General features: G+C 68.8%; 17 protein-coding genes. 8 read left to right on the top strand and 9 right to left on the bottom strand.

Annotation, left to right across the window (positions count from 1 at the left end; genetic code table 11):
- Window positions 1-9: 9 nt before the first annotated feature.
- Genes rng through tldD form a run of 3 tightly spaced genes read left to right on the top strand, consistent with a single transcriptional unit; the run spans window position 10 to window position 6,854 of the window.
- Window positions 10-1,497 (top strand): ribonuclease G, encoded by a 1,488-nt coding sequence (gene rng, locus ASD72_RS02075; protein WP_056878294.1) that lies wholly within the window; start codon window positions 10-12, stop codon window positions 1,495-1,497.
- Between the two features lie 24 nt (window positions 1,498-1,521).
- Window positions 1,522-5,352, top strand: a complete 3,831-nt coding sequence (locus ASD72_RS02080; protein ID WP_056878295.1) for a YhdP family protein — start codon at window positions 1,522-1,524, stop codon at window positions 5,350-5,352.
- A 59-nt stretch (window positions 5,353-5,411) separates the two neighbouring features.
- Window positions 5,412-6,854, top strand: a complete 1,443-nt coding sequence (gene tldD, locus ASD72_RS02085; RefSeq protein WP_056878485.1) for a metalloprotease TldD — start codon at window positions 5,412-5,414, stop codon at window positions 6,852-6,854.
- 136 nt (window positions 6,855-6,990) lie between these two features.
- On the opposite strand, the gene yjgA is transcribed toward tldD, so the two are convergent.
- Window positions 6,991-7,548 (bottom strand): ribosome biogenesis factor YjgA, encoded by a 558-nt coding sequence (gene yjgA, locus ASD72_RS02090; protein ID WP_056878296.1) that lies wholly within the window; start codon window positions 7,546-7,548, stop codon window positions 6,991-6,993.
- Between the two features lie 96 nt (window positions 7,549-7,644).
- On the opposite strand from yjgA, the gene pmbA reads away from it, so the two are divergent.
- From pmbA to ASD72_RS02105, 3 genes are all read left to right on the top strand, one after another.
- Window positions 7,645-9,003 (top strand): metalloprotease PmbA, encoded by a 1,359-nt coding sequence (gene pmbA, locus ASD72_RS02095; protein WP_056878297.1) that lies wholly within the window; start codon window positions 7,645-7,647, stop codon window positions 9,001-9,003.
- A 120-nt stretch (window positions 9,004-9,123) separates the two neighbouring features.
- Window positions 9,124-9,510, top strand: coding sequence for a DUF4870 domain-containing protein (locus ASD72_RS02100; RefSeq protein ID WP_056878298.1), 387 nt, complete (start codon window positions 9,124-9,126; stop codon window positions 9,508-9,510).
- A 163-nt stretch (window positions 9,511-9,673) separates the two neighbouring features.
- Complete coding sequence (locus ASD72_RS02105; RefSeq protein WP_081420076.1) at window positions 9,674-10,036, top strand: DUF4870 domain-containing protein; 363 nt, start codon at window positions 9,674-9,676, stop codon at window positions 10,034-10,036.
- Window positions 10,037-10,098: 62 nt separating this feature from the next.
- Here ASD72_RS02105 and ASD72_RS02110 read toward each other — a convergent pair whose 3' ends face one another.
- Genes ASD72_RS02110 through tilS form a run of 3 tightly spaced genes read right to left on the bottom strand, consistent with a single transcriptional unit; the run spans window position 10,099 to window position 12,567 of the window.
- Window positions 10,099-10,977: a farnesyl diphosphate synthase gene (locus ASD72_RS02110; protein ID WP_056878300.1), complete on the bottom strand. Its 879-nt coding sequence runs from the start codon at window positions 10,975-10,977 to the stop codon at window positions 10,099-10,101.
- On the bottom strand, window positions 10,967-11,227 hold the full coding sequence (locus ASD72_RS02115; RefSeq protein ID WP_056878301.1) for an exodeoxyribonuclease VII small subunit: 261 nt from the start codon (window positions 11,225-11,227) through the stop codon (window positions 10,967-10,969). Before ASD72_RS02115 ends, ASD72_RS02110 begins: the two co-directional genes overlap by 11 nt.
- Before the next feature lie 44 nt (window positions 11,228-11,271).
- Window positions 11,272-12,567: a tRNA lysidine(34) synthetase TilS gene (tilS, locus tag ASD72_RS02120; protein ID WP_056878302.1), complete on the bottom strand. Its 1,296-nt coding sequence runs from the start codon at window positions 12,565-12,567 to the stop codon at window positions 11,272-11,274.
- 157 nt (window positions 12,568-12,724) lie between these two features.
- On the opposite strand from tilS, the gene ASD72_RS02125 reads away from it, so the two are divergent.
- Complete coding sequence (locus ASD72_RS02125; protein WP_056878303.1) at window positions 12,725-13,660, top strand: GAF domain-containing protein; 936 nt, start codon at window positions 12,725-12,727, stop codon at window positions 13,658-13,660.
- Window positions 13,661-13,666: 6 nt separating this feature from the next.
- On the opposite strand, the gene ASD72_RS02130 is transcribed toward ASD72_RS02125, so the two are convergent.
- Both ASD72_RS02130 and ASD72_RS02135 read right to left on the bottom strand, forming a co-directional pair.
- Window positions 13,667-13,855: a hypothetical protein gene (locus tag ASD72_RS02130; protein ID WP_056878304.1), complete on the bottom strand. Its 189-nt coding sequence runs from the start codon at window positions 13,853-13,855 to the stop codon at window positions 13,667-13,669.
- Between the two features lie 101 nt (window positions 13,856-13,956).
- On the bottom strand, window positions 13,957-14,706 hold the full coding sequence (locus ASD72_RS02135; protein ID WP_056878305.1) for a tetratricopeptide repeat protein: 750 nt from the start codon (window positions 14,704-14,706) through the stop codon (window positions 13,957-13,959).
- A gap of 228 nt (window positions 14,707-14,934) precedes the next feature.
- On the opposite strand from ASD72_RS02135, the gene ASD72_RS02140 reads away from it, so the two are divergent.
- On the top strand, window positions 14,935-17,751 hold the full coding sequence (locus ASD72_RS02140) for a di-heme oxidoredictase family protein (RefSeq protein WP_081420077.1): 2,817 nt from the start codon (window positions 14,935-14,937) through the stop codon (window positions 17,749-17,751).
- Between the two features lie 64 nt (window positions 17,752-17,815).
- Here the strand turns inward: ASD72_RS02140 and ASD72_RS02145 are convergent, their stop codons facing one another.
- The 3 genes from ASD72_RS02145 to ASD72_RS02155 all read right to left on the bottom strand — a co-directional run bounded on the left by ASD72_RS02145 (window position 17,816) and on the right by ASD72_RS02155 (window position 22,864).
- Window positions 17,816-18,775, bottom strand: a complete 960-nt coding sequence (locus ASD72_RS02145) for an acetyl-CoA carboxylase carboxyltransferase subunit alpha (protein WP_056878307.1) — start codon at window positions 18,773-18,775, stop codon at window positions 17,816-17,818.
- Window positions 18,776-18,871: 96 nt separating this feature from the next.
- On the bottom strand, window positions 18,872-22,429 hold the full coding sequence (gene dnaE, locus ASD72_RS02150; protein ID WP_056878308.1) for a DNA polymerase III subunit alpha: 3,558 nt from the start codon (window positions 22,427-22,429) through the stop codon (window positions 18,872-18,874).
- Window positions 22,430-22,591: 162 nt separating this feature from the next.
- The gene (locus ASD72_RS02155; protein WP_056878309.1) at window positions 22,592-22,864 is read right to left on the bottom strand and encodes a hypothetical protein; all 273 of its coding nucleotides are present in this window, start codon (window positions 22,862-22,864) and stop codon (window positions 22,592-22,594) included.
- Window positions 22,865-22,892: the final 28 nt, after the last annotated feature.

Below are 22,892 nucleotides of genomic sequence, written 5' to 3' on the forward strand. Positions count from 1 at the left end.
AGGACCCCGATGTCGGAAGAAATCCTGGTCAACGTCACCCCGCGCGAGACCCGCGTCGCGGTGATCGAAAACGGCATGCTGCAGGAGCTGCACATCGAGCGCGGCTGGCGTCGTGGCGTGGTGGGCAACATCTACAAGGGCAAGGTGCAGCGGGTGATGCCGGGCATGCAGGCCGCGTTCGTCGAAGTCGGGCTGGAACGCGCGGCATTCCTGCACGCCAACGACATCGTGCGGTCCTCGCCCGGCGCCGTGATCGAAGGCGAAGACGCACCGATGCCCGCGCCGCCGCCGGCGCCGATCATGGACCTGCTGCGCGACGGGCAGGACATCGTCGTGCAGGTGGTGAAGGACCCGATCGGCAGCAAGGGCGCGCGCCTGACCACGCAGATCAGCATCCCGTCGCGCTACCTGGTGCTGCTGCCGCAATCCAAGGTGATCGGCGTGTCCGCGCGCATCGAGGACGAAGCCGAGCGCCATCGCCTCAAGCAGGTCGTCACCGAACTGGCCGGTCTGCACGGCGGCCACGGCTACATCATCCGCACCAATGCCGAGGGCCAGCCGGCCGAAGCGCTCGCCGAGGACATCGCGTATCTCTCGCGCGTCTGGAACGTGGTCGAGCGCCGCGGCCGCGAATCGCCGTCGTGCAGCATCCTCTACGAAGACCTCAGCCTGCCGCTGCGCGCCGTGCGCGACCTGATCCGCAAGGACGTGGAGAAGGTGAAGGTCGATTCGAAAGAAACCCACGAGCGGCTGCAGGCCTTCGTGGCCAAGTACATGCCGGTGCTGGCCGAACGCATCGAACTCTATGCCGGCGAGCGCCCCATCTTCGACCTGTACGGCGTCGAGGACGAGATCGGCCGCGCGCTGGACAAGCAGGTGCCGTTGAAGTCGGGCGGTTACCTGGTGATCGACCAGACCGAGGCGATGACGACGGTCGACGTGAACACCGGATCGTTCCTCGGCCAGCGCAACCTCGAGGAAACCGTCTACCGCACCAATCTGGAGGCTGCGCAGGCGGTCGCGCGCCAGCTCCGGCTGCGCAACCTGGGCGGCATCATCATCATCGACTTCATCGACATGACCGATCCGGAGCATCGTCGCCAGGTGCTGCGCACGCTGGAGAAGTCGCTGGCGAAGGACCATGCCAAGACCACGGTTTACGAGTTCTCGCCGTTGGGCCTGGTGGAGATGACGCGCAAGCGCACGGTGGAAAGCCTGGCGCGCCAGTTGTCCGAGCCGTGTCCGGAATGCAGCGGTCGCGGCAGCATCAAGACCGCCGAGACCGTCACCTACGAAATCTTCCGCGAGATCACCCGCGCGGTACGCCAGTTCGAGGCGGCCCGCCTGCTGGTGATCGCGTCGCCGAAAGTGGTGGCGCGGATCACCGACGAGGAATCGGCGGCGGTGGCCGAGCTGGAGGAATTCCTCGGCAAGTCGATACGCTTCCAGGCGGACGAACAGTATCTGCAGGAGCAGTTCGATGTCGTGCTGCTCTGACGCACGGAGCGGGGCGCACGCCTGATGCCCACGCCGCTGCGCCGCCGCCTGCGCCTGGCCCGCCGGGGTGCCGTCTACGGCATCGCGGTCGTGCTCGTGTGCATGGCCGTGGTGCTCGGCGTCGCCAGCCAGGTGTTGCCGCTGGCCGAACGCCACCCGGATCGCATCGCCGCGTGGCTCAGTGAGCGGGCCGGCCGGCCGGTGGCCTTCGATGCGGTCAAGACGCAGTGGACGCGACGCGGGCCGCTGCTGCAGCTCGACGGCCTGCGCCTGGGCGAAGGCGACGCCGGCGTGCGCATCGGCCAGGCGGAAGTGCTGGTGTCGATGTACGGCGGGCTGCTGCCGGGGCGTTCGTTCACCGAATTGAGGTTGCGCGGGCTGGCGTTGACGCTGCAGCGCGGCGACGACGGCAAATGGTCGGTGCGCGGTCTGCCGGGCCAGCAGCAGGCCGGCGACGATCCGTTGCAGAGCCTGGAAGGGTTGGGCGAATTGCAAGTGATCGACGGTCGGCTCGCCATCGTGGCGCCGTCGCTGGGCTGGGATATCCAGGTGCCGGACATCGACCTTCGCCTGCGCGTGCAGGGCGACCGCGTGCGTGCGGGCACGCGCGCCTGGATCCGCAAGGATGCGGCGCCGCTCAACGTCGCGGTGGATTTCGATCGCAAGGCCGGGGATGGCCGCGCCTATCTCGACGTCGTGGCCGATGACATCGGCGCCTGGGCGCCCTTGCTGCGCTACGCCGGCGTGGTGGCCGAGCGCGGCAACGGCCGCGTGCGTGCGTGGACCGAATTGCGGCGGCATCGCGTCGTGCTGGTGACGGCCGACGCGCAATTGCGCCAGGTCGGCCTGCGGGGTGCGCCGCTGCCGGCCTCCGCGACGCCGACGCGCGTGGCGTTCGATCAGTTGGAAGGTCGCATGCGCTGGCGACTCGTCCAGGGTGGCTGGCGCCTCGACGCGCCGCACCTGCGCGCAGGCAGTGCACCGGCCGTGCAGACGCTGGATGGCCTGGTGCTTGCCGGCGGCGCGCAGTACGCACTGCTGGCCGACGAAGTGGACGCCGCGCCGTTGTTCGCGGTGCTGGGATTGAGCGACAAGGTCGATCCGGGCCTGCGCCGCTGGCTGGTGCAGGCGAAGCCGGGTGCACGGCTCGCGCGGCTCGCGCTGGCGGGCCGTCCCGATGGCGTGGTGCATGGCGAGGGCGCGCTGCGCGACATCTCCTTCGCCGCCGTCGGCGATGCGCCGGGGCTCAGCGGACTCGCGGGCGACTTCGATGGCGATGCGGCCGGTTTCCGCCTGAAGTTGGACCCCGCGTCGCGCATGCGCTTCGATTGGCCCAGCGGGTTCGCGGTGGTGCACGACGTCAGGCTGCAGGGCGAATTGCTGGGCTGGCGCGAAGGCCAGGGCTGGCGCGTGGGCACCCCCGCGTTGCATGTGCAGGGCAAGGACTACGCCGCCGATGTGCGTGGCGGCATGTGGTTCCAGGGCGACGGCACGCGGCCGTGGATCGATCTGGCCGCCGATCTCGGCGATGCACCGGTGCCGGCGGCGAAAGGCTTCTGGATCCACCACAAGATGTCCAAGGGGGCCGTGGACTGGTTGAACAGCGCGCTGGTCGGTGGCACGGTCCGCGACGGCCGCGCGATCGTGACCGGCGATCTGGACGACTGGCCGTTCACCCGCCAGAACGGCCGTTTCGAAGCGGTGGCGCATATCGACGGCGGGCAGTTCAAGTTCCAGCACGACTGGCCGCAGGTGGAACAGGTGCATGGCGACATCGCCTTCATCGGCAACGGCTTCCAGTTGAAGGGCCGCGGTGTGCTGGCCGAGGTCGCGATTCCCGCCTTCGAGGCAGGCATCGCCGATTTCGGCGCAGGCGACCTGAAGATCACCGCGCGCACCGACACCGACGCAGGCAAATTGCTCGCGATGTTGCGGCAGAGTCCGCTGCATAAGACCTACGGCGACACGCTCGACCACCTGCAGGCGAAAGGTCCGGTGGCGGCGACGTTCGACCTGCTGCAACCGCTGCACGCCGACGGGCAGGCGCGCAGGAAGCTCGCCGGCACCGTGGAGCTGAAGGGCGCGCAGCTGGCGGAGAAACGTTGGGACCTGGTGTTCGACAGCGTCCGCGGCAAGGCGCGCTACGACGACGGCGGCTTCGCCTCGGGACCGTTGCAGGTCGTGCACGACGGGCAGGCGGGCGTGCTCGGCTTGCGCGCGGGCAGCGGCACGCGCGACCGCAACCAGGCGTTCGAAGCCGACCTGACCGCCGTCGTGGACGCCGACCGCCTGCTCGACCGCGCGCCCGAAGTGGCCTGGCTCAAGCCGTACATGGACGGGCGTTCGTCGTGGACGGTGGGCGTGAACATTCCGCGCACTGCGACGGGCAAGCCCGAAGCACCCACGCAGCTCAACCTCACCTCCGACCTCGTGGGCACGGCGATGAGCCTGCCGGCACCGTTGCGCAAGGCGGCGACGGCGCCGCTGCAGACGACGGTGCGCGCGCCGCTGCCGATGGGCAGCGGGCAGATCGACGTGGCGTTCGGCGACCTGCTCGCACTGCGCGCGCGCGCCAGCAACGGCCAGACCGGCGTGCGCGTGGTGCTGGGCAGCGATGAGGTGAAGGACGCCGCGCCTGCGTCCGGATTGATCGCCACCGGTCGCGCCGGCACGCTGGATGCGATGGAGTGGGTTGCGCTGGCCAAGGGCGGCGGCGAAGGCGGCTCGCTGCCGCTGCGCCATATCGACATCACCGCCGAGCGCCTGCTGATGATCGGCTCGGTGTTCCCCGATACACGCCTGCAGTTGGCGCCCGCGCAACAGGCGCTGGCCGTGTCGCTGGATGGCGACGCGCTGTCCGGCGCACTGCTCGTGCCCGATGCGAAGGGTGCGGCGATCGCCGGCAAGCTGGCCCGCGTGCACTGGCGAAAAGCGCCCGCCGCCGATACCGGCGGCACCGCTGCGGCCGCGCAAGGCGCGACGGACGATATCGATCCGGCCGGGATACCACCGCTGTCGCTGGACATCGAGGACCTGCGTTTCGGCGATGCGAGCCTCGGTGCCGCCAAGCTGCGTACGCGCCAGCAGGCCGATGGCATGCACATCGACCAGCTGCAGCTGCGCTCACCGGGCCAGCACATCGACGTGAGCGGGCAGTGGACCGGCCTGGGCGAGGCGGCCCGCACCCGCTTCAGCGCCGACGTGAAGAGCGAGAACTTCGGCGTGCTGCTTGACGACCTGGGACTGGGCGACCGCGTCGGCGGTGGCCACGGGCAGATCACCGCGCAGGCCGGCTGGCCCGGCAGTCCGGCAGCATTCCGCCTGGCCTCGCTGGAAGGCAGCGTGAAACTTTCCGCGCGCGATGGCCACTTGCTGGAAGTGGAGCCGGGCGCGGGACGTGTGCTGGGCCTGCTGAGCGTGGCGGAAGTGCGCCGCCGGCTGATGCTGGATTTCAGCGATTTCTTCTCCAAGGGCTTCGCGTTCAACCGCATCGATGGCGACATCCGCATCGCCGGCGGCCTGGCGCGCAGCGACAACCTGGTGATCGACGGGCCCGCGGCCGAGATCCAGATCCGCGGCGATACCGACCTGCGCAGCGAACGCTTCGACCAGACCGTCGACGTGAAGCCCAAGTCCGCCAACGTGCTCACTGCCGTGGGTGCCGTGGCCGGTGGCCCGATCGGTGCCGCGGTGGGCGCGGTGGCCAATGCGGTGTTGAAGAAGCCGCTGGCCGAAATGGGTGCCAAGACCTACCGCGTCACCGGGCCCTGGAAATCGCCGAAGGTCGAAGTCGTCGGCCGCGAGCAGTCGCGCGTCGTCAACGACGACCGCACCGACGCTGCCGGCGCACCCTGAACCGGCCCGACGCGCGGCCGTCCTTGCCGTCGCCGTCCCTCACCCCCATTGTGATGTCCATGACCCTGCCGATCGCTCTCGCCGAATCCCGTCTCCTCCTGCCTGCCGGCCTGGCCTCGTCCAGCCTGGACCGTGCGTTCGGCACCCTGCTGGGGCCCGGCGTCGATTTCGGCGACCTCTATTTCCAGCATGCGCGCCGCGAGAGCTGGACGGTCGAGGACGGCATCGTGAAAGACGGTGCCCACTCCATCGAACAGGGCGTCGGCGTGCGCGCGATCTCCGGCGAGAAGACCGGCTTCGCCTACTCCGACGACATCAATGCGCAGGCCCTGCTGGGTGCGGCGAAATCGGCGCGCGCCATCGCCCGCGACGGCGCCGCGCATGCACCGCGCACGCTGGTGCGCAGCGAAGGCCGCGCGCTGTATGCCAGCGACGACCCCATCGACGCGATGGGCAATGAAGCCAAAGTCGAAGCGCTGCGCGCGGTGGACCGTTTCGTGCGTGCCGCCGACCCGCGCGTGAAGCAGGTGACGGTCAGCCTGGCGGGTGGCATCGATACGGTGCTGGTGGCGCGCAGCGATGGCGTGCTCGGCGCCGACGTGCGGCCGTTGGTGCGCCTCAACGTGCAGGTGATCGTGGAGCAGAACGGGCGCCGCGAATCCGGTTATGCCGGCATGGGCGGGCGTTACGGCTATGCGGAACTGTTCGCCGACGGAAAGCCGGAAGACCTCGCGCGCGAAGCGTTGCGCCAGGCGCTGGTGAACCTGGAGGCGATCGACGCACCGGCCGGCATCATGCCGGTGGTGCTCGGCAGCGGCTGGCCCGGCGTGCTGCTTCACGAAGCCGTGGGCCACGGCCTGGAAGGCGACTTCAATCGCAAGGGCACCAGCGTGTATGCCGGGCGTATCGGCGAGCAGGTCGCGTCGAAGGGCGTCACCATCGTCGACGACGGTACGCTGCCGGGTCGTCGTGGTTCGCTCAACATCGACGACGAAGGCACGCCGACGAACTGCACCACGCTCATCGAGGACGGCGTGCTGGTGGGCTACATGCAGGATTCGCTCAACGCGCGCCTGATGGGCGTGGCCCCGACCGGCAACGGTCGGCGCGAGTCGTTCGCGCACCTGCCCATGCCGCGCATGACCAACACCTACATGCTGGCCGGGCAGCACGATCCGGAGGACATGATCCGCTCGGTGAAGAAGGGTCTGTACGCGGTGAACTTCGGCGGCGGCCAGGTCGACATCACTAGTGGCAAGTACGTGTTCTCGGCGACCGAGGCCTACCTGATCGAAGATGGCCGCATCACCGCGCCAGTGAAGGGCGCCACGCTGATCGGCAACGGTCCCGAGACGATGCAGAAGGTGAAGATGGTCGGCCACGACCTGGCGCTCGATGCCGGTGTGGGCGTATGCGGCAAGGACGGGCAGAGCGTGCCGGTGGGCGTGGGCCAGCCGTCGTTGCTGATCGAAGGCTTGACGGTGGGTGGTACGAAGGCGTGAGCCGTTCGATGCTCTCCTTCCCCTTCAGGGAGAGGGTGCCCGCAGGGCGGATGAGGGCGTGGCGGAGTCCATGCGGCACGCACGTCACGGACTCCGCCGCACCCTCACCCCAACCCCTCTCCCGGCGGGAGAGGGGCTAATGCGCGTCGTCTTCGCCGCTGTCCTGCACCGCGCTCGCCTCGGCAAGCAGCTCACGCAACTCGCGGAACAGTTCGCGGAACGCACGCGGCGGTTTGTTCTTGGCGCGCTCGTCATTGGCGTTGCGCACCAGCTGGCGAAGCTTCTGCCGGTCCGCCGTCGGGAATTCCTCCAGCAGCGCGGCCAGCGCGTCGTCGCCACCGGACAGCAGGCGGTCGCGCCACTGTTCGGCACGGTGCAACAGGGCCGTCTCGCGGCGCGCGGCTTCGCCGCCTTCGTCCATCGCATCGCGGATGGCTTCCAGCACCTCGTCTTCCTCGCGCCGCATCTGCTTGGCGAGGAACTGCAGCTGGCGCTTGTGGGCGATGTGCGAGGTGATGCGCTGCGTTTCCACGATATGCGGCATCAGCTCCTCGGGAATCGGCAGGCGCGCCAGTTGCGCGGCCGGCAGCGCGACCAGCTTCTCGGCCAGGCTGCGGATCTCCAGGGCTTCGCCCCGCTGCTGGGTGCGGCTCGGGCCAAGGAATTCGCCGGTTTCGGGGTCGCGTCCGCGCATGGTGAAGCCTCTCTTTCGCTCCCGCATCGCGCGGGAGCCTGACCAGGGTACCGATCCGGCGCCTCCGCGCGGATCACAGGACACAAGGATAAAGCATTGAACGCCACCCTCCCGACCCCCGTCGACGACAGCCTCGCGAGGCTCGAACGCCTGGAATCGTTCTCCCAGCGCTTGCTGGCGCGTGCGAAGGCGGCCGGCGCCACCCAGGCCGAAGTGAGCTGCAGCGAGGAGACCGGCCTCAACGTCAACGTGCGGTTGGGCGACGTGGAAACGGTGGAGTCCACCCGCGACCGCGGCATCGGCGTGACCGTCTACTTCGGCCAGCGCAAGGGCAGCGCCAGCACCGCCGACCTGCGCGAAGAGAGCCTGGAGGCGACGGTGGCGCAAGCCTGCGCGATCGCGCGCTTCACCGAGGACGACGAAGCTGCCGGTCTGGCCGACGCGGCGCTGATGGCGCGCGAGTTCCCGGACCTGGACGTGTGGCACCCGTGGGCGCTGGACATGGACCAGGCCGTGGACCTGGCGCTCGCCTGCGAGACTGCGGGCCGCGACCTGGACGCGCGCATCGCCAACTCGGACGGTGCCTCGATCGGCAGCGGCGAAAGCCTGTCCGTGTACGCCAACTCGCATGGGTTCATCGGTCGCGAGCGCGAAACCCAGCACACCATCGGCTGCGCGCTGATCGCCGGGCAGGGCGACGCCATGCAGCGCGACGGCTGGTACAGCACGGCGCTGTCGCACCTGGCGCTCGAGGCGCCGGACGTCATCGGCCGCAAGGCCGCCGAGCGCACGCTGGCCCGCATGCAGCCACGCTCGCTGGCCACCGGCCAGCATCCGGTGCTGTTCTCCGCAGAGGTCGCGCGTTCGCTCGTGGGCCATCTGCTTGGCGCCGTGTCCGGTGGTGCGCTGTACCGGCGTGCCAGCTTCCTACTGGACCATGTGGGCCAGCGGATCTTTCCGGACTGGTTCGCCATCGAAGAACTGCCGTTGATGCGGCATGGGCTGCGCTCGGCCGCTTTCGATGCGGAAGGCGTGGCGACGAGGCGTTCGCACATCATCCGTAACGGCGTGCTGGAGCGTTACGTGCTGGGGAGCTATTCGGCGCGCAAGCTGGGCCTGCAGACCACCGGCAACGCCGGCGGCGTCCACAACCTGCAGGTGCAGGCAAACGCGGGCGGGTTCGACGAACTGCTCGCCGGCATGGGCACCGGCCTGCTGGTCACCGAGTTGATGGGGCAGGGCGTGAATGGGGTGACCGGCGACTACTCGCGCGGCGCGGCCGGCTTCTGGGTCGAGGCGGGCGCCATCGCCTACCCGGTCGACGGCATCACCATCGCCGGCAACCTCAAGGACATATTCGCGGGCATCGAGGCCGTGGGCACCGATGTCGACCGCCGCTCGCACGTGGCCATCGGCTCGGTCCTGGTCGGCCGGATGACAGTGGCAGGTGAGTGATGGGCGCGGGTTGGGGAACGCCCTGACCGAAACCGCCCCGGATTACCGTTATCCTTGCCGAGGGGCACCTGCGGCGCAGCCGCGGGGCCCGACCACCGCATCCATTCCGGGGAAACTTGCATGAGCGAATTCGAGAACGTCACCGCACCGCCGCCGCCGTCGGGCAGCCCTAGCGCCGAAGAGAAGCAATGGGCGCTTTTCGCGCACCTGTCGTCGCTCGTCGGCGTCATCATTCCGTTCGGCAGCGTGCTGGGCCCGCTGGTGATCTGGTTGATCAAGAAGGACACGCTGCCCTTCGTCGACGACCAGGGCAAGGAAGCGCTCAACTTCAACATCACCGTGGCGATCGCCTTCGTGATCTCCGCCATCCTGATGCTGGTCGTGATCGGCCTCTTCCTGATGGTGCTGGTGGGCATCGCGTGGCTGGTCCTCACCATCATCGCCACGATCAAGGCCAGCAACGGCGAGGCCTACCGTTATCCGTTCACCCTGCGCCTGATCAAGTAAGCGTCACGCGTACCGATCATGGAAAAGCCCGGCATTGCCGGGCTTTTTTAATGTTAGGTGTCAAGTGGAAACCGGTGCCATAGAATCCCCGGCCGCGGCGGGGCATGGATGGAGAATCCATCCCGACGACATCGCGCTTTCCAACTCACACGCAAGGAACTCCATGTCCCACTCCAACGTTTCAGCTGAAGAACGCAGTGCCGCGTTGATCACCTACTTGCTTACGGCTTTCCTGGGTATCGTCGGAGCGGCGGTCGGCTGGGCCGTATTCAAGACGAAGGGGCCGTTCGCCAAGGACCAGACGACGGAGGCGCTCAACTGGGCCATCACATGGGCGATCGGGTTTGTCGCGCTGTGGGTGGTGACGTTCGTGCTGGTCATGTTGACGCCCAAGTTGGCGATGGTGGGTAGCCTGCTCTACATGGCGTTGTGGCTGGCGGGACTCATCCTCTGCATCATCGCGGCGTTGAAGGTCAAGGGAGGCGTCGCGTATCGCTACCCGTTCGCGCTGCGCCTGATCAAGTAAGCTCGCGCAACGCCCACGAAAAAGCCCGGCATCGCCGGGCTTTTTTTCTTACGTGGCGTCAGTCAGTGCGAGCGCTGCACCGTCAATTCGCCCAACGCGCGCAACGCATCGGCGCGCGCGTCGTACGGCGCCAGCGCGGCCTGCATCGTGGTGGCGAGTTCTTCCAGTTTCGCCTTCGCGCCCTCCATGCCCAGCAGTGCGGGGTAGGTGGCCTTGGCCTGTGCCTGGTCCTTGCCGGCGGTCTTGCCGAGCTGTTCCGAGCTGGCTTCGATATCGAGAATGTCGTCGCGCACCTGGAAGGCCAGGCCCAACGCGGTGGCGAAGTCGTCCAGGCGCGCCAGCGTTCCGGTATCCGCGCTGCCTGCCAGCGCACCCATCCGCACGGATGCGTGGATCAGCGCGCCGGTCTTCAGCGCATGCATGCGCTGCAGGGCGTCCAGCGTCTGCTGCGTTCCGGTGGCGTCGATGTCCAATGCCTGCCCGCCGCACATGCCGGCCGCGCCGGACGCCTGCGCCAGCGTCGCCAGCCAGTTCACGCGGAGTACGGCGGAGGCGGGCGCGGAGGCGAGCACTTCGAAGGCGCGCGTCTGCAGCGCATCGCCGGCCAGGATCGCAGTGGCTTCGTCGAAGGCGACGTGGACGGTGGGCTTGCCGCGGCGCAGGTCGTCATCGTCCATCGCGGGCAGGTCGTCGTGGACCAGCGAATACGCATGGATCAGTTCCACCGCTGCTGCGGGCGCGTGCAGGGTGGCTTCGTCGGCGCCCACCAGCGTGCCGCTGGCGTAGACGAGCAACGCGCGCATGCGCTTGCCACCGCCCAGCACGGCATGGCGCATCGCCTGGTGCAGACGCTGTGGCGTGGCATCCGCCGCCGGCAGCGCATGGTCCAGGTGGTCTTCCAGGCCTGCCGCCCAGGCGGCGAAGCGGGGATCAGCGGCCATCGGGTGCCGGGGCGAAGGGCTCGCCGTTCTCGGGCTGCTCCGGATCGCTGAGCAGCCTCACCCGCAGTTCGGCCTGCTCCAGCGCGGTCTGGCACTGCCGGTAGAGGCCCACGCCACGTTCGTAGGCGGCGAGCGATTCTTCCAGGCTCATGTCGCCGTGTTCCATCTTGTCGACCAGCTTCTCCAACTCGTCCAGCGATTGCTCGAAGTGGGCGACGGGGGAGGCGTCCGGGGTGTTCTTCTTGGCCATGCGGCAAGTGTGGGGATCGACTCCGGCCAGGTCAACGCGGGGCGTCAGCCGCGCTGCCAGGCGAGGCGGGCGCCACGCGTACGAAGCCACGCGTCGCCTTCCGCCGAAAGCACCAGATCGCCGGCAGCCCACAGGTCGTCCCGGCGCCACAGCAACGGCAGCTGGCGCCGTTCCCAGGGAGGTACACCGAGCGACTGGAGTACATCCTTCAGGGCGTGCGTATGCGTGCGTCCCGGCAGCGTGATCCGTTCGCCGCCCTGGCGTGCCGTGAGCGTCAGCGGCGCGCCGAAGCCCGTGCCGTCCCCCTCCAGCGTCAGTCGTCCGCCATCCGGCAGCGCGCAGGGTGCGATGCCGTCCCAGGTGGCCTGCCAGTCGTCCGGCAACGCGGGACGCAGGTATTCGGCATGCAGCAGATCGCGCCAACGCCGCACGATGGCGCCCTGCCAGGCGAACGTGGCCTGCGCATCCGCGCGTGCCCCGAGCAGCTGGGCTTCGATCTGCGCAATACCTTCGGCGGGCAACGGCGGCAGGGACAACGCAGCGATCCAGCGGCGCAGGATGCGCGCGCGCTGGACCGCATCCGAGGAGCACAAGGCATCGATGCGCAGTGCGGCGGGGTCTGCCGTGGCCGCATTCGCGAGCAGTCGGGCATCGTGTTGTGCCAGCAGGTCGGCGGCATCCGCGCTCAGCGTTGCGCTGCGCGCGAAGGACGCGACGGCGTGCGGCCAGCGCCGCGCCAGCAGCGGCAGCACCTCATGGCGGAGGAAGTTGCGGTCGAGATCGGTCTGCGCGTTGCTGGGGTCCTCGATCCACGCCAGCCCGTGCGCGCGTGCGTACGCCGTCAGGTCGCCGCGCGGTGTGTCCAGCAGCGGCCGCCACAGCCATCCGGGGCCGAACACGCGCCACGGGCGCATCGCCGCCAGGCCATCCGGGCCGGACGCGCGCAGGGCGCGGAGCAAGAAGGTTTCGGCCTGGTCGTCGCGGTGGTGCGCGGTGGCGAGGATGTCGCCATCCGCCATCGCATCGACGAACGCCGCATGGCGGGCGACGCGCGCGGCAGCCTCGGGGCCCTCGCCTCGTCGATCCACCCGGACCCGCGCGATGCGCAACGGCACATCGAGCGCGCGGCAGACCTCCGCGCAGTGCCCGGCCCAGGCGTCGGCTTCGTCCATCAGGCCGTGGTGGACATGCAGTGCGGACAGGCCCCGGTCCCGGGTCGCTGCGTCGTGGGCGAGCCGGTGCAGCAGCACCGTGGAATCCAGTCCGCCGCTGAAAGCCACGCACACGCGGCCCGGCGCGTGCGCAAGCAGCAGGTCCAGCGACGGGGATACGGCGTCCATGCGCGCATGCTAACGGCGATGCGTGCCGCGTGCAGCGGCTTGGACACATGGTGGGCGCGCGGGGACTCTGTGATGGCCGTTGGAATTCGCGCGCGCGTTGACGGAATCTGAACCGGCACGCCGCGAACATGGTGTCTGACGTCCCACAGGAACCTCCGTGAAGCCGACCGATACTGCCGATCACGAACGCGTCCGCCAGCATGCGCTGGACCGCTACCACGCCCTCGACACACTGCCCAGCACGGTCTACGACGACCTGGTCGCGTTGGCCGCCGCCGTCTGCGGCACGCCCATCGCCGTCGTATCGCTGATCGATCGCGAGCGCCAGTGGTTCAAGGCGCGCATCGGACTGGATGGACACGAGACCACGCGCGATACCGCGGTGTGCGACCACGCGATCCGGCAACCGGAGGAGTTGCTGGAGATCCCGGACCTCGTCGAAGACACGCGTTTTGCGGGCTTCCCGATCGTCACTGGCGACGTGAAGGCGCGGTTCTACGCCGGCATGCCGCTGGTCGCCGGCAGCGGCGAGGCGTTGGGCACGGTCTGCGTGGTCGACACCCAGCCGCGTCGCTTGAACAACCAGCAGAAGACCTCGCTGCGCGCGCTCGCGCGGATCACCGCGATGCTGCTGGATGCGCACCGCGTACAACACGAAAGCCAGGCGCTCGTGGCATTGCGTGGCAACGATGCGCCACCTGCCGCCACCGAGGCCTACAGCGTGGCGTTGATCGAGGTGCAGGGCATGGCTGAAGCGGCAAGGAGGCTGGGCGAACGTACGCTGGAGAAGACCCTGCAGGGCCTGGAACCCGTCTTCGACGCCTGCCTGCACCCTGCCGGGGGCGACCATGTCAGTCGGGTGACCGACAGTGCCGAGTTCGTCGTCCTGTTGCAGGGCGGCGACGTCGCCGCGCGGATCGACGCCCTGCGCGCGGCGGCGCGCCAGGCCGGCCAGCGGCAGGGGCTGGTGCTGCTGGTCGGTGCCGCGGCGTCGACCGCGGCGGACGATGCGCTGATGCGGGTGTATCTGCGCGCCGAAGAAGACCTCAGCGACCAGAAAGATGCGCTGGCCGGCAACCGCCAGGCCGCGTAGCCGGCCTCAGCGCAGCTGCTGCAGGATCACGATCAGCGCCGCGATCCAGCAGGTGCCGACGAACAGCCCGAGCACCAGGTGCTGGCTGATGCCGGTGCGGTGGAAGCGCCATCGGTTGACGCCCAGCGCGACCAGGACCGGCACGGTGAACAACACGACGGGCAGCAGCCACCAGGGCAACGAAAGCAGGTCCATGACGGTCCTCCCTTTGGGCGGCTGATGGGCCGTCCGTTGACTGCATCATCCTGCGCGGCGCGGCCGCTTGCATTGATTCCGATCAACCACCCGTCGGGCGGTCAGCGCGCCAGCGCGGCCAGTTCGCGCTTGGCCAGCTCGATCCAGTCCTGCTGCTCGCGCCGGTAATAGCGCGGTGCGGCGTCGGAGCGGTCGAGGATCTCCTGGAACACGTTGCGCGCGCGGCCGTCTTCGCCGGCACGCCTGAGCAGCAGGCCGAACCGGGCGCGCGCTTCCTCACCGGGATAGCCCTGCACGACAGCCTCGTACTCGTGGATGGCGGCTGTCGCATCGCCGGTGTCTTCCACCGTGCGTGCGTACAACAGGTGCCCGTCGGCGGAACGGAACGAGGGGTTCGCGGCGATCAACGCATCCAGCGTGGCGCGCGCCTTCTGCGAAGCGCCCAGGCCGAACTGTGCCTTCGCCAGTCCGAGCATCAGATCCGGGTCGGTGGCGTAGAGGCCTTTCAAGGCCTGTTCGTACAATTCACTCGCATGCGCGTAGTCGCCGCTGCGCAGGCTTTCCTCCGCCAGGCGGCGGCGATTCTCCGGTGTGTCCGCTGCCTTGAGCAGCTTGGCGGCATCGCGCCGGTCCCGATCCGGATCGATCCGGTTCCGCACGTTGCGGACGGTGCGGCGCGCCGAGGGGTTGTGGCGCAGGTCCGGAAGGATCTCAGCGATGAAGTACACGATCACCGCGATGAACGAGAACACCAGCAGGATGAAGACCCAGTAGAGCGGTCGCCCGGTGCGGACCACGTGCACGCAACAGGCGATCTGCAGGGCGAGGGATAGCAGGATCAGAGGGCTCATGCGGGCAGGCGGGCGCCGGAGGCAGTGGCAGAGGCGCCCAGCATCGGGCATCCGCGTCGCGTGTGCCAGCGTCGGCCCGGCACGGGTTGTGCGGCGAAGGTCACAGTGGCAGGGCACGCGCTCTGCGACGATGCCGCGTCCTGCCTCGGATGGCGGGCCGTGCTGCTTCGGGGAGTGAGGCAGCGGCCCCGCCGACGTCCCCCACGCGTCCCAAGGAGTTGGTCCCCGATGCAAGTCCCCCGCCTAGCCCGTGCGTGGCGATGCCGCGCGTTCGCCGCGGCCGCTGCCGTCTCGCTGGTCGCCTGTTCCGTGCAGACGGAGACGGCGGAAGAAGAGGCGCCGTTCTGGAGCCGCGTCCGTCCGCTGCTCGTGCCTGCGCAAGCCTCTGTGCAGATCGCCGCGGGCAACGCGCCGATCGCGGTCGCGCCGCCGCAGAACATCGATGTCGACCCGGTGCCATCCGGTCGCTATCGGATCGCCAGCGTGCTGAGCGGCCTGTGCATCGAGGTTCGCGACGGGAACGTGGCCAACGGCACGCCGCTGGTGCAGTCGGCCTGCGATGCGACGTTGCGCCGGCAGTTCTTCGACATCGCCGAAACCACGACCGGGCAGTACCGCCTGCGCAATCTGCACACGCAGAAGTCCGCCGACATCCCTGCCGCGTCCGCGGCCGACCACGTCATCGTGCAGCAGTGGGACGACAACGGCAGCGGCGCACAGCGATTCCGCCTGCAGCGTATCGATACAAGCGACCGCTACCGCATCGTCAACGTCAACAGCGGCAAGTGCCTCGGCATCGTCGGTGCTTCGGCGGCCGTGGGCGTTTCCATCGAGCAGCTCGCTTGCGTGGCCGCGCCCGCCCAGCAGTTCCACCTCGGCGTCGGCGAGCCGCAACCGGTACGGCAGAACGGATCGCACCCGATGCTGCCGCCTCCGCCGCCGGTGCCGCCCTCGGCCACGTACCAGCCCTTGCTATGGCCGGACGATGCCGCTCCCGTGCAGTACACCCAGGACGACGGCACCCTGGTGACCCACGTGGGCGGTCGCGTGCGGGATCGACATGCGCGAGAACCCATCGTCGACGACAGCTACCAGGTGTTCCCGCCGCACTACTTCGAGCGGCGGACGCACGAGATCATCATCCACGACGATGCCGTGCCCGGTACCTCGGGCGAGCAACGCATCCTGACCATCGTCGTGAAGCCGCAGCACTACTGGTACGGGACGAACTTCCGCCACGGCTACATCGGGCGGCGCAGCGAAGACCCGCTGGAGCCGACTTCGGTGGCGCTGTATGCCGACAACGGCGGCATGAAGCGGTTGCCCGGCGGCGTGGCGGCGCAGACACCGATCCCCGGCTATGCGCAACTCGGGCAGGACCCGAACGCCAACTACACACCCCCCGCTGGCACGCCCGGCAACGACTTCGTGCTGGTGAAGGAGATCCGGACCGCCGCCAACGACGCGCATCGCACGCTGCGCAAGGGCGACCTGGTGGAGTTCGAGCTGGGCATCTTCCTGGCCGGCGATCCCGACGTCATCGGCCGCTTCAATTACTACGCCGAGGCGCTGGTGTACCGCGCGGGTTCGCACGGCCTGGTGTCGTGGTTCCGTGGGCCGGGCTACGGCGTGCAGCGGCCGCTGGATTCGCTGGCCATGCCGGCCGAGGCGCTCAGCGCGGGCCCGTGGATGACGCTGCACGAGGACACGTCCAGCGAGCCGTACCGCATGCTGCAGCAGGCGTCGCACAACATCGCCGGCTACAACATGCAGTCATGGGTCGAAGGACGCAGGCTGATCCATACGTCGTTCGCCAGCGGGCGGCACTCCGAAGAGAGCAATACGGTCTTCACTGCGCATGCCGGCAAGACGGCGCCGCACTTCTCTCAGACCCGCTGCGTGGACTGCCACACGGGCAACGGCCGCAGCTCCCCGGCGGTCGGCGCGCCCCTGGACCGGCTCGGCGTGTTCGTCGGCATGGCAGGCAACGGCACGCAGGCACCGGACGCACGCTTCGGCCTCCGCCTGCAGCAGGGCACCTACCGCGAGGCGGGCGCCAATCTCGATGGCCGCGAAGCGGAGCTGGTGCTCGCCGGCCATACCGAACTGCCTGGCCGCTACGCCGACGGCACGGGCTATGTGTTGCGCCGGCCGAACTACGTCCTGCGCGATCGCGCGGGTCAGCCGCTGGCGCTGCCGACGGCGCTGTCGGTGCGCGTGGCGCCGTCGTTGATCGGCTTGGGCCTGCTGGAAGCGGTGCCCGAGCAGCAACTGGAACGCCTGGCGCTCGCGCAGCAGGGCGATCCGGACGGCATCGCGGGCCGCCTGCAGATCGTCGCCGATGCGCGCGATGCCGGCGTGAGCCGCGTGGGTCGCTTCGGATGGAAGGGCGCCGCCGCCACGCTGGAGCAACAGACCTCGCTGGCCTTCAACACCGACATGGGCGTGGGGTCGCCACTGCTGCCGTCGCTGGAGTGCGCGCGCGGCAGCGAAGGCGTCGCGTGTGCGCAGGCGAACACCGGCGGTGCGAAGCTGACCGCCGCCGACATCCACCAGACCACGCTCTACCTCAGCCTGCTGGGCGTGCCGCCGAAGCGCGATTTCGACAATCCGCTGGAACAGGATGCCCAGGCGCGTGCACGCCAACTGCGCGTCAAGCGCGGTGCACAGATGTTCGAAGCCGCGCGTTGCGGTACCTGCCATGCGCCGGAACTGCGCACCGGGAACCATCGCTTCGTCGAGCTGCGTTACCAGACCATCCGGCCGTACACCGACCTGCTGCTGCACGACATGGGGCCGGAACTGGCGGACACCTATGTCGAGGGCCGCGCCACCGCACGCGAGTGGCGTACCGCGCCGCTGTGGGGGCTAGGCCTGGCCGCGACGATCGATCCGACCGTGCGCTACCTGCACGACGGGCGCGCGGCCACGTTGGAGGAGGCCGTGCTGTGGCATGGCGGGCAGGGCACTGCGGCGAAGCAGCGGTTCGAAGCGATGAACGCCGACGACCGTCGCGCCCTGGTGGATTTCCTGAAGTCGCTCTAGCCCACGTGGCAACGAAAAAGCGCCGGGCGTGCCGGCGCTTCGAAGGGGTGCAAGGTCGGGCCGCTCAGGCGGCTTCGTACGCCCCGTAGCCGCGCAGGCGCGCGTAGCGCTTGGCCAGCAGTTCCTCGACCGGCAGCTGCTCCAGCGCATCGAGTTCGTTGAGCAGCACGGCCTTGAGGCGCACCGCCATCTGGCGCGGGTTGCGGTGTGCGCCGCCGATGGGTTCGCGCACTACCTTGTCGACCAGGCCCAGCGCGATGAGGCGCTTGGCGGTCAGGCCCAGTTGCTCGGCGGCGTCCTTGGCCTTGGCGGCATCCTTCCAGAGGATGGAAGCGCAGCCTTCGGGCGAAATCACCGAGTACGTACCGTACTCGAGCATCAGCGTGCGGTCGCCGACGCCGATGGCGAGCGCGCCGCCGCTGCCGCCTTCGCCGATCACCGTGCAGATGATCGGGATCTTCAGCTCGGCCATCTCCATCAGGTTGCGCGCGATGGCTTCGGACTGGCCGCGCTCTTCCGCGCCCACGCCCGGGTACGCGCCGGGGGTGTCGATGAAGGTCAGCAGCGGCAGCTTGAAGCGCTCGGCCATCTTCATCAGGCGCAGCGCCTTGCGGTAGCCCTCCGGGCGCGGCATGCCGAAGTTGCGCGCGATCTTGCTCTTGGTGTCGCGACCCTTCTGGTGGCCGATGATGACCACGCTGCGGCCGTCGATACGGCCCAGGCCGCCGACGATGGCGGCATCGTCGGAAAACGCACGGTCGCCGGCCAGCTCCTGGAACTCGTCGCAGAAGACCTTGATGTAGTCCAGCGTGTACGGGCGCGCCGGATGGCGTGCCAGCTGCGACACCTGCCAGGGCGACAGGTCGCGGAAGATCTGCGCGGTGCGGATGCGGAGCTTGTCCTGCAGCGCGTGCACCTCGGCATCGACATTCACCGCCGGGCCGGTGCTGGCGGCGCGCAGATCCTGGATCTTGGCTTCCAGATCGGCGATGGGCTGTTCGAAATCGAGGTAGTTCGGATTCATCTGCGGGCCATGGGCCGGAAAGGGGGGAAGTGTAGCCGAAGCCGTCCGGCGGTCACGTACGGGGGGGTAGGGCCGTGACGTGGCGCACGGCCTGCGTCAGTTGGCCCACGGACGGTAGAAGGCGGGCTTGGCGGTGCGTACGCCGGGCATGGCGCGCAGGGCGTCCAGCAGCTCGGCATCCACGCGCACGGCCTTCTGGCCGTTGAGGTCGAGCATGCCGGCGATGGTGTTGCCGCCCGCGCCCATCAACAGGTCCAGGCGCAGCGGCGTGCCGCCGGGCCGATGCCGCGACAGCAGGGCATCCACGCGTTCCCACAAGCCCGGCACGCGCAGGTCCAGGCGCAGCTGCAGGCGCTGCGCATGCTGTTGGCACAACGCGGTGTAGTCCCACACCTGGCGGATGCGCAGGCTGTAGCCGCCACTGAACTCGTCTTCGCGCAGGCCGCCCTTGATCACCAGCACGCGGTCGCGCGTCATCAGCGCGCCGAATTCGTTCAAGGCATCCGAGAACGCACTGCACTCGATCCGGCCGCGGCCGTCTTCCAACTGCACGAACACCTGGCTGTCGCCCTTGCGCCGCACGCCGACCACCTGGCCGGCGACGATCGCGTTGACCTCGGGGCGCCAGCCTTTCTTCTCGCCACTGGAACCGCTCGTCCAGATGCGGTCCAGCTCGCTCAGGTCGCTGCCCACGAGCGTGCGCAGGTCGTCGCGATACGGGTCCATCGGGTGGCCGCTGAGGTAGTGCCCCAGTGTCTCGCGCTCGCCGTGCAGCTTCTGCGTGAGTGGCCACTCGTCCGTGGTCGGGAGCTCGACATGGATGTCGTCGGTGCCCGCACTGGAACCGAACATGTCGACGATGCCGGCGCTGCGGTTCTTGCTGATCTGGTCGATCGCCTTCAGCACTTCCGGCAGCTGCAGGGCCAACGAGGCGCGGTTCCTGCCGAGGGCGTCGAGCGCGCCGGCGTTGATCAGCGCTTCAAGCGCGCGCTTGTTGAGCTTGGACGAATCGACGCGCTTGCAGAAGTCCAGCAGGTCGCGGAACGCGTCGCCATCGCGGCGCGCCTCGACGATGCTCTCGCATACGCCCTGGCCCACGCCCTTCACCGCACCCAGGCCGTAGCGCACGGTGTTGGCATCGGTGGCGACGAACATGAAGTCCGAGTGGTTCACGTCCGGCGGCAACACATTCAGGCCGAGGCCGCGTGCCTCGTCGAGGAAGCCGACCACCTTGTCGGTCTTGTCCATGTCCGACGACAGTGTGGCCGCCATGAATTCGGCGGGGTAATGCTTCTTCAGCCACGCGGTCTGGTAGGCGACCAGCGAGTACGCGGCGGCGTGCGACTTGTTGAAGCCGTAGCCGGCGAACTTCTCCATCAGGTCGAAGATTTCATCGGCCTTGCGCTCGTCCACGCCGCCCTGTGCGGCGCCTTCGCGGAAGATCTCGCGGTGCTTGGCCATTTCGGCCGGCACCTTCTTGCCCATCGCGCGGCGCAGCAGGTCGGCGCCGCCCAGCGAGTAGCCGCCGACGATCTGCGCCATCTGCATGACCTGCTCCTGGTAGACCATGATGCCGTAGGTCTCTTCCAGCATGGCCTTGGTGCGCGGGTCCGGGTAATCGAACTCTTCGCGACCGTGCTTGCGCTCGACGAACGACGGGATCATGTCCATCGGGCCGGGGCGGTACAACGCGTTCAGCGCGATCAGGTCCTCGAAGCGGTCGGGCTTGGCTTCCTTCAGCGCGCGCCGCATGCCCGAGGATTCGAACTGGAACACCGAACCGGTGTTGCCGTTGGCGAACACGTCGCGGTACACGCTGGCGTCGTCGAGCGGGATCGTCGCGATATCGACCGGCGTCACGCCAAGGTGCGCGCGCCGCGCATTCACCGCCTTCACGGCCCAGTCGATGATCGTCAGCGTGCGCAGGCCGAGAAAGTCGAACTTCACCAGGCCGACGGCTTCCACGTCGTCCTTGTCGAACTGGGTGACCGGGTTCCTGCCGCGGCCACCTTCGTCGTGTTCGGCGAACAGCGGGCAGAAGTCCGAGAGCGGCGTGGGCGCGATCACCACGCCGCCGGCATGCTTGCCGGCGTTGCGGGTGAGGTCTTCCAGCTGGCGCGCCAGGTCGATCAGGTCGCGGACATCGTCCTCGTCGCGATAGCGTTCGATCAGCTCCTGCGAGGCCATCTCGCTGCTGCCTTCGCCCATCGCATCCTTCAGCGTCACGCCCAGGATGTTCGGGATCAGCTTGGCGACGCCATCGACCAGGCCGTACGGAAAGCCCAGTACGCGGCCGGCATCGCGCACCACGGCCTTCGCCGCCATGGTGCCGTAGGTGATGATCTGGCTGACCCGGTCGCGCCCGTACTTGCGCGCGACGTAGTCGATCACCTCGTCGCGGCGGTCCATGCAGAAGTCGATGTCGAAGTCGGGCATCGACACGCGTTCCGGGTTGAGGAAGCGCTCGAACAGCAAGCCGTAGGGCAGCGGATCCAGGTCGGTGATCTGCAGCGCCCACGCCACCAGCGAACCCGCGCCCGAGCCGCGGCCCGGCCCGATCGGGATGCCATGGTTCTTTCCCCACTGGATGAAGTCGGCCACGATCAGGAAGTAGCCGGGGAACCCCATCTTGCAGATGGTGTCCAGCTCGAAGTCCAGCCGCTTCTCGTAGTCCTCGCGCGTGTGGCCGGGCGCCAGCGGGTTCTTTTCCAGCCGCGTCTTCAGTCCTTCGTGCGACAGGCTTCGGATCCAGCTGTCCAGCGTCTCATCGTCGGGTACCGGATACGCCGGCAGGAAGTACGTCCCCAGCCGCATCTCGATGTTGCAGCGCTGGGCCAGCGCCATCGTGTTGTCGATCGCGTCCGGAACGTCGGCGAACAGCTCGGCCATCTGCGCGGCCGACTTCATGTACTGCTCGGCGCTGTAGTCGCGCGGACGCTTGGGGTCGTCCAGCACGCGCCCGGATGCGATGCAGACGCGCGCCTCGTGCGCATCGAAATCATCCGGCGACAGGAAGCGCACGTCGTTGCTGGCGATCACCGGCAGGCCGCGCGTATCGGCGGCATGCAGGGCGAACGCATTGAACGTTTCCTCGCCATCGCGCTGGGTGCGTGTCAGTTCGAGGTGCAGGTCTTCACCGAAGCTGCGCTGCCAGTCGGCCAGGTGCTGCTCGGCCAGGTCATGGCGGCCGCCCAGCGCCATCCGGCCGGCCAGGCTCTGCCGTCCCATCAGCGCGAACAGGCCCGCATGGTCCTGGCGCAGCCAGTCCGGATCGATGGCGACGCCGTCGGTGCGGTGCCCTTCCATCCAGGCGCGCGTCAGCAGGCGCGACAACGACAGATAGCCTTCGCGGTCGCGGCACAGCAGCGTGACCGTCCAGGGAGCCTCGTTGCCTTCGGCGACCAGCAGGTCGGCACCCGCGATGGGTTTCAGGCCCACGCCTTCGGCCGCCTTGTAGAACTTCACCAGCGCGAACAGGTTGTTGCGGTCGGTGACCGCGAGCGCGGGCATGCCCAGTTCCACCGCGCGGCTCAGCAGGTTCGCCTGCTTGGCCTTCTTCGGGTCAGCGTGATCCGGCTTCTCGGGCACGCGGATGATCGAATCCGCCAACGAAAATTCGGTGTGCAGGTGGAGGTGGACGAAACGGGAAGACATGCCGGCTCGGGGTACTGTCGGGCCAGCGTAACGGCGGGGGTGGGGTGGGGCAAGGCTTGACATTCCGACGCCGCCGGCCGGCTCCACCGGGTAAAAAAAAGCCGCCCAGGGGAGCGGCAGGGGGAAGCGGAAGGCGTGCCGTCTTCAGCGGCGTGGCCGGGGTCAGTGCAGCAGGCGCTCCAGGCTCTGCTGGCGGCGGAAATCCAGGTAGCGCGCGGTCTCGTCCGCCAGCAGCGTCCACTGGCCTTCATCGAGGGTCGCCAGGCCGGGCGTGCGCAGCGCAGCCAGTACCTGCTGGAGAAGCGCGCGCTGGCCGGCGTCTTGCGTCCAGCTGCGGTCGGCCAACAGGCAGCGCAGCAGCGCGAGGCGTTCGTCGTCGGGGTGGTGGCTACGGAGCGCCGTCGCGGGGGCGACGGCGGAATGCATCAGGGTCATGCAGGCCTCGTGGGGGAGAGGAACCCGC

Source organism: Pseudoxanthomonas sp. Root630 (genome assembly GCF_001427585.1).
GTDB lineage: Bacteria > Pseudomonadota > Gammaproteobacteria > Xanthomonadales > Xanthomonadaceae > Pseudoxanthomonas_A.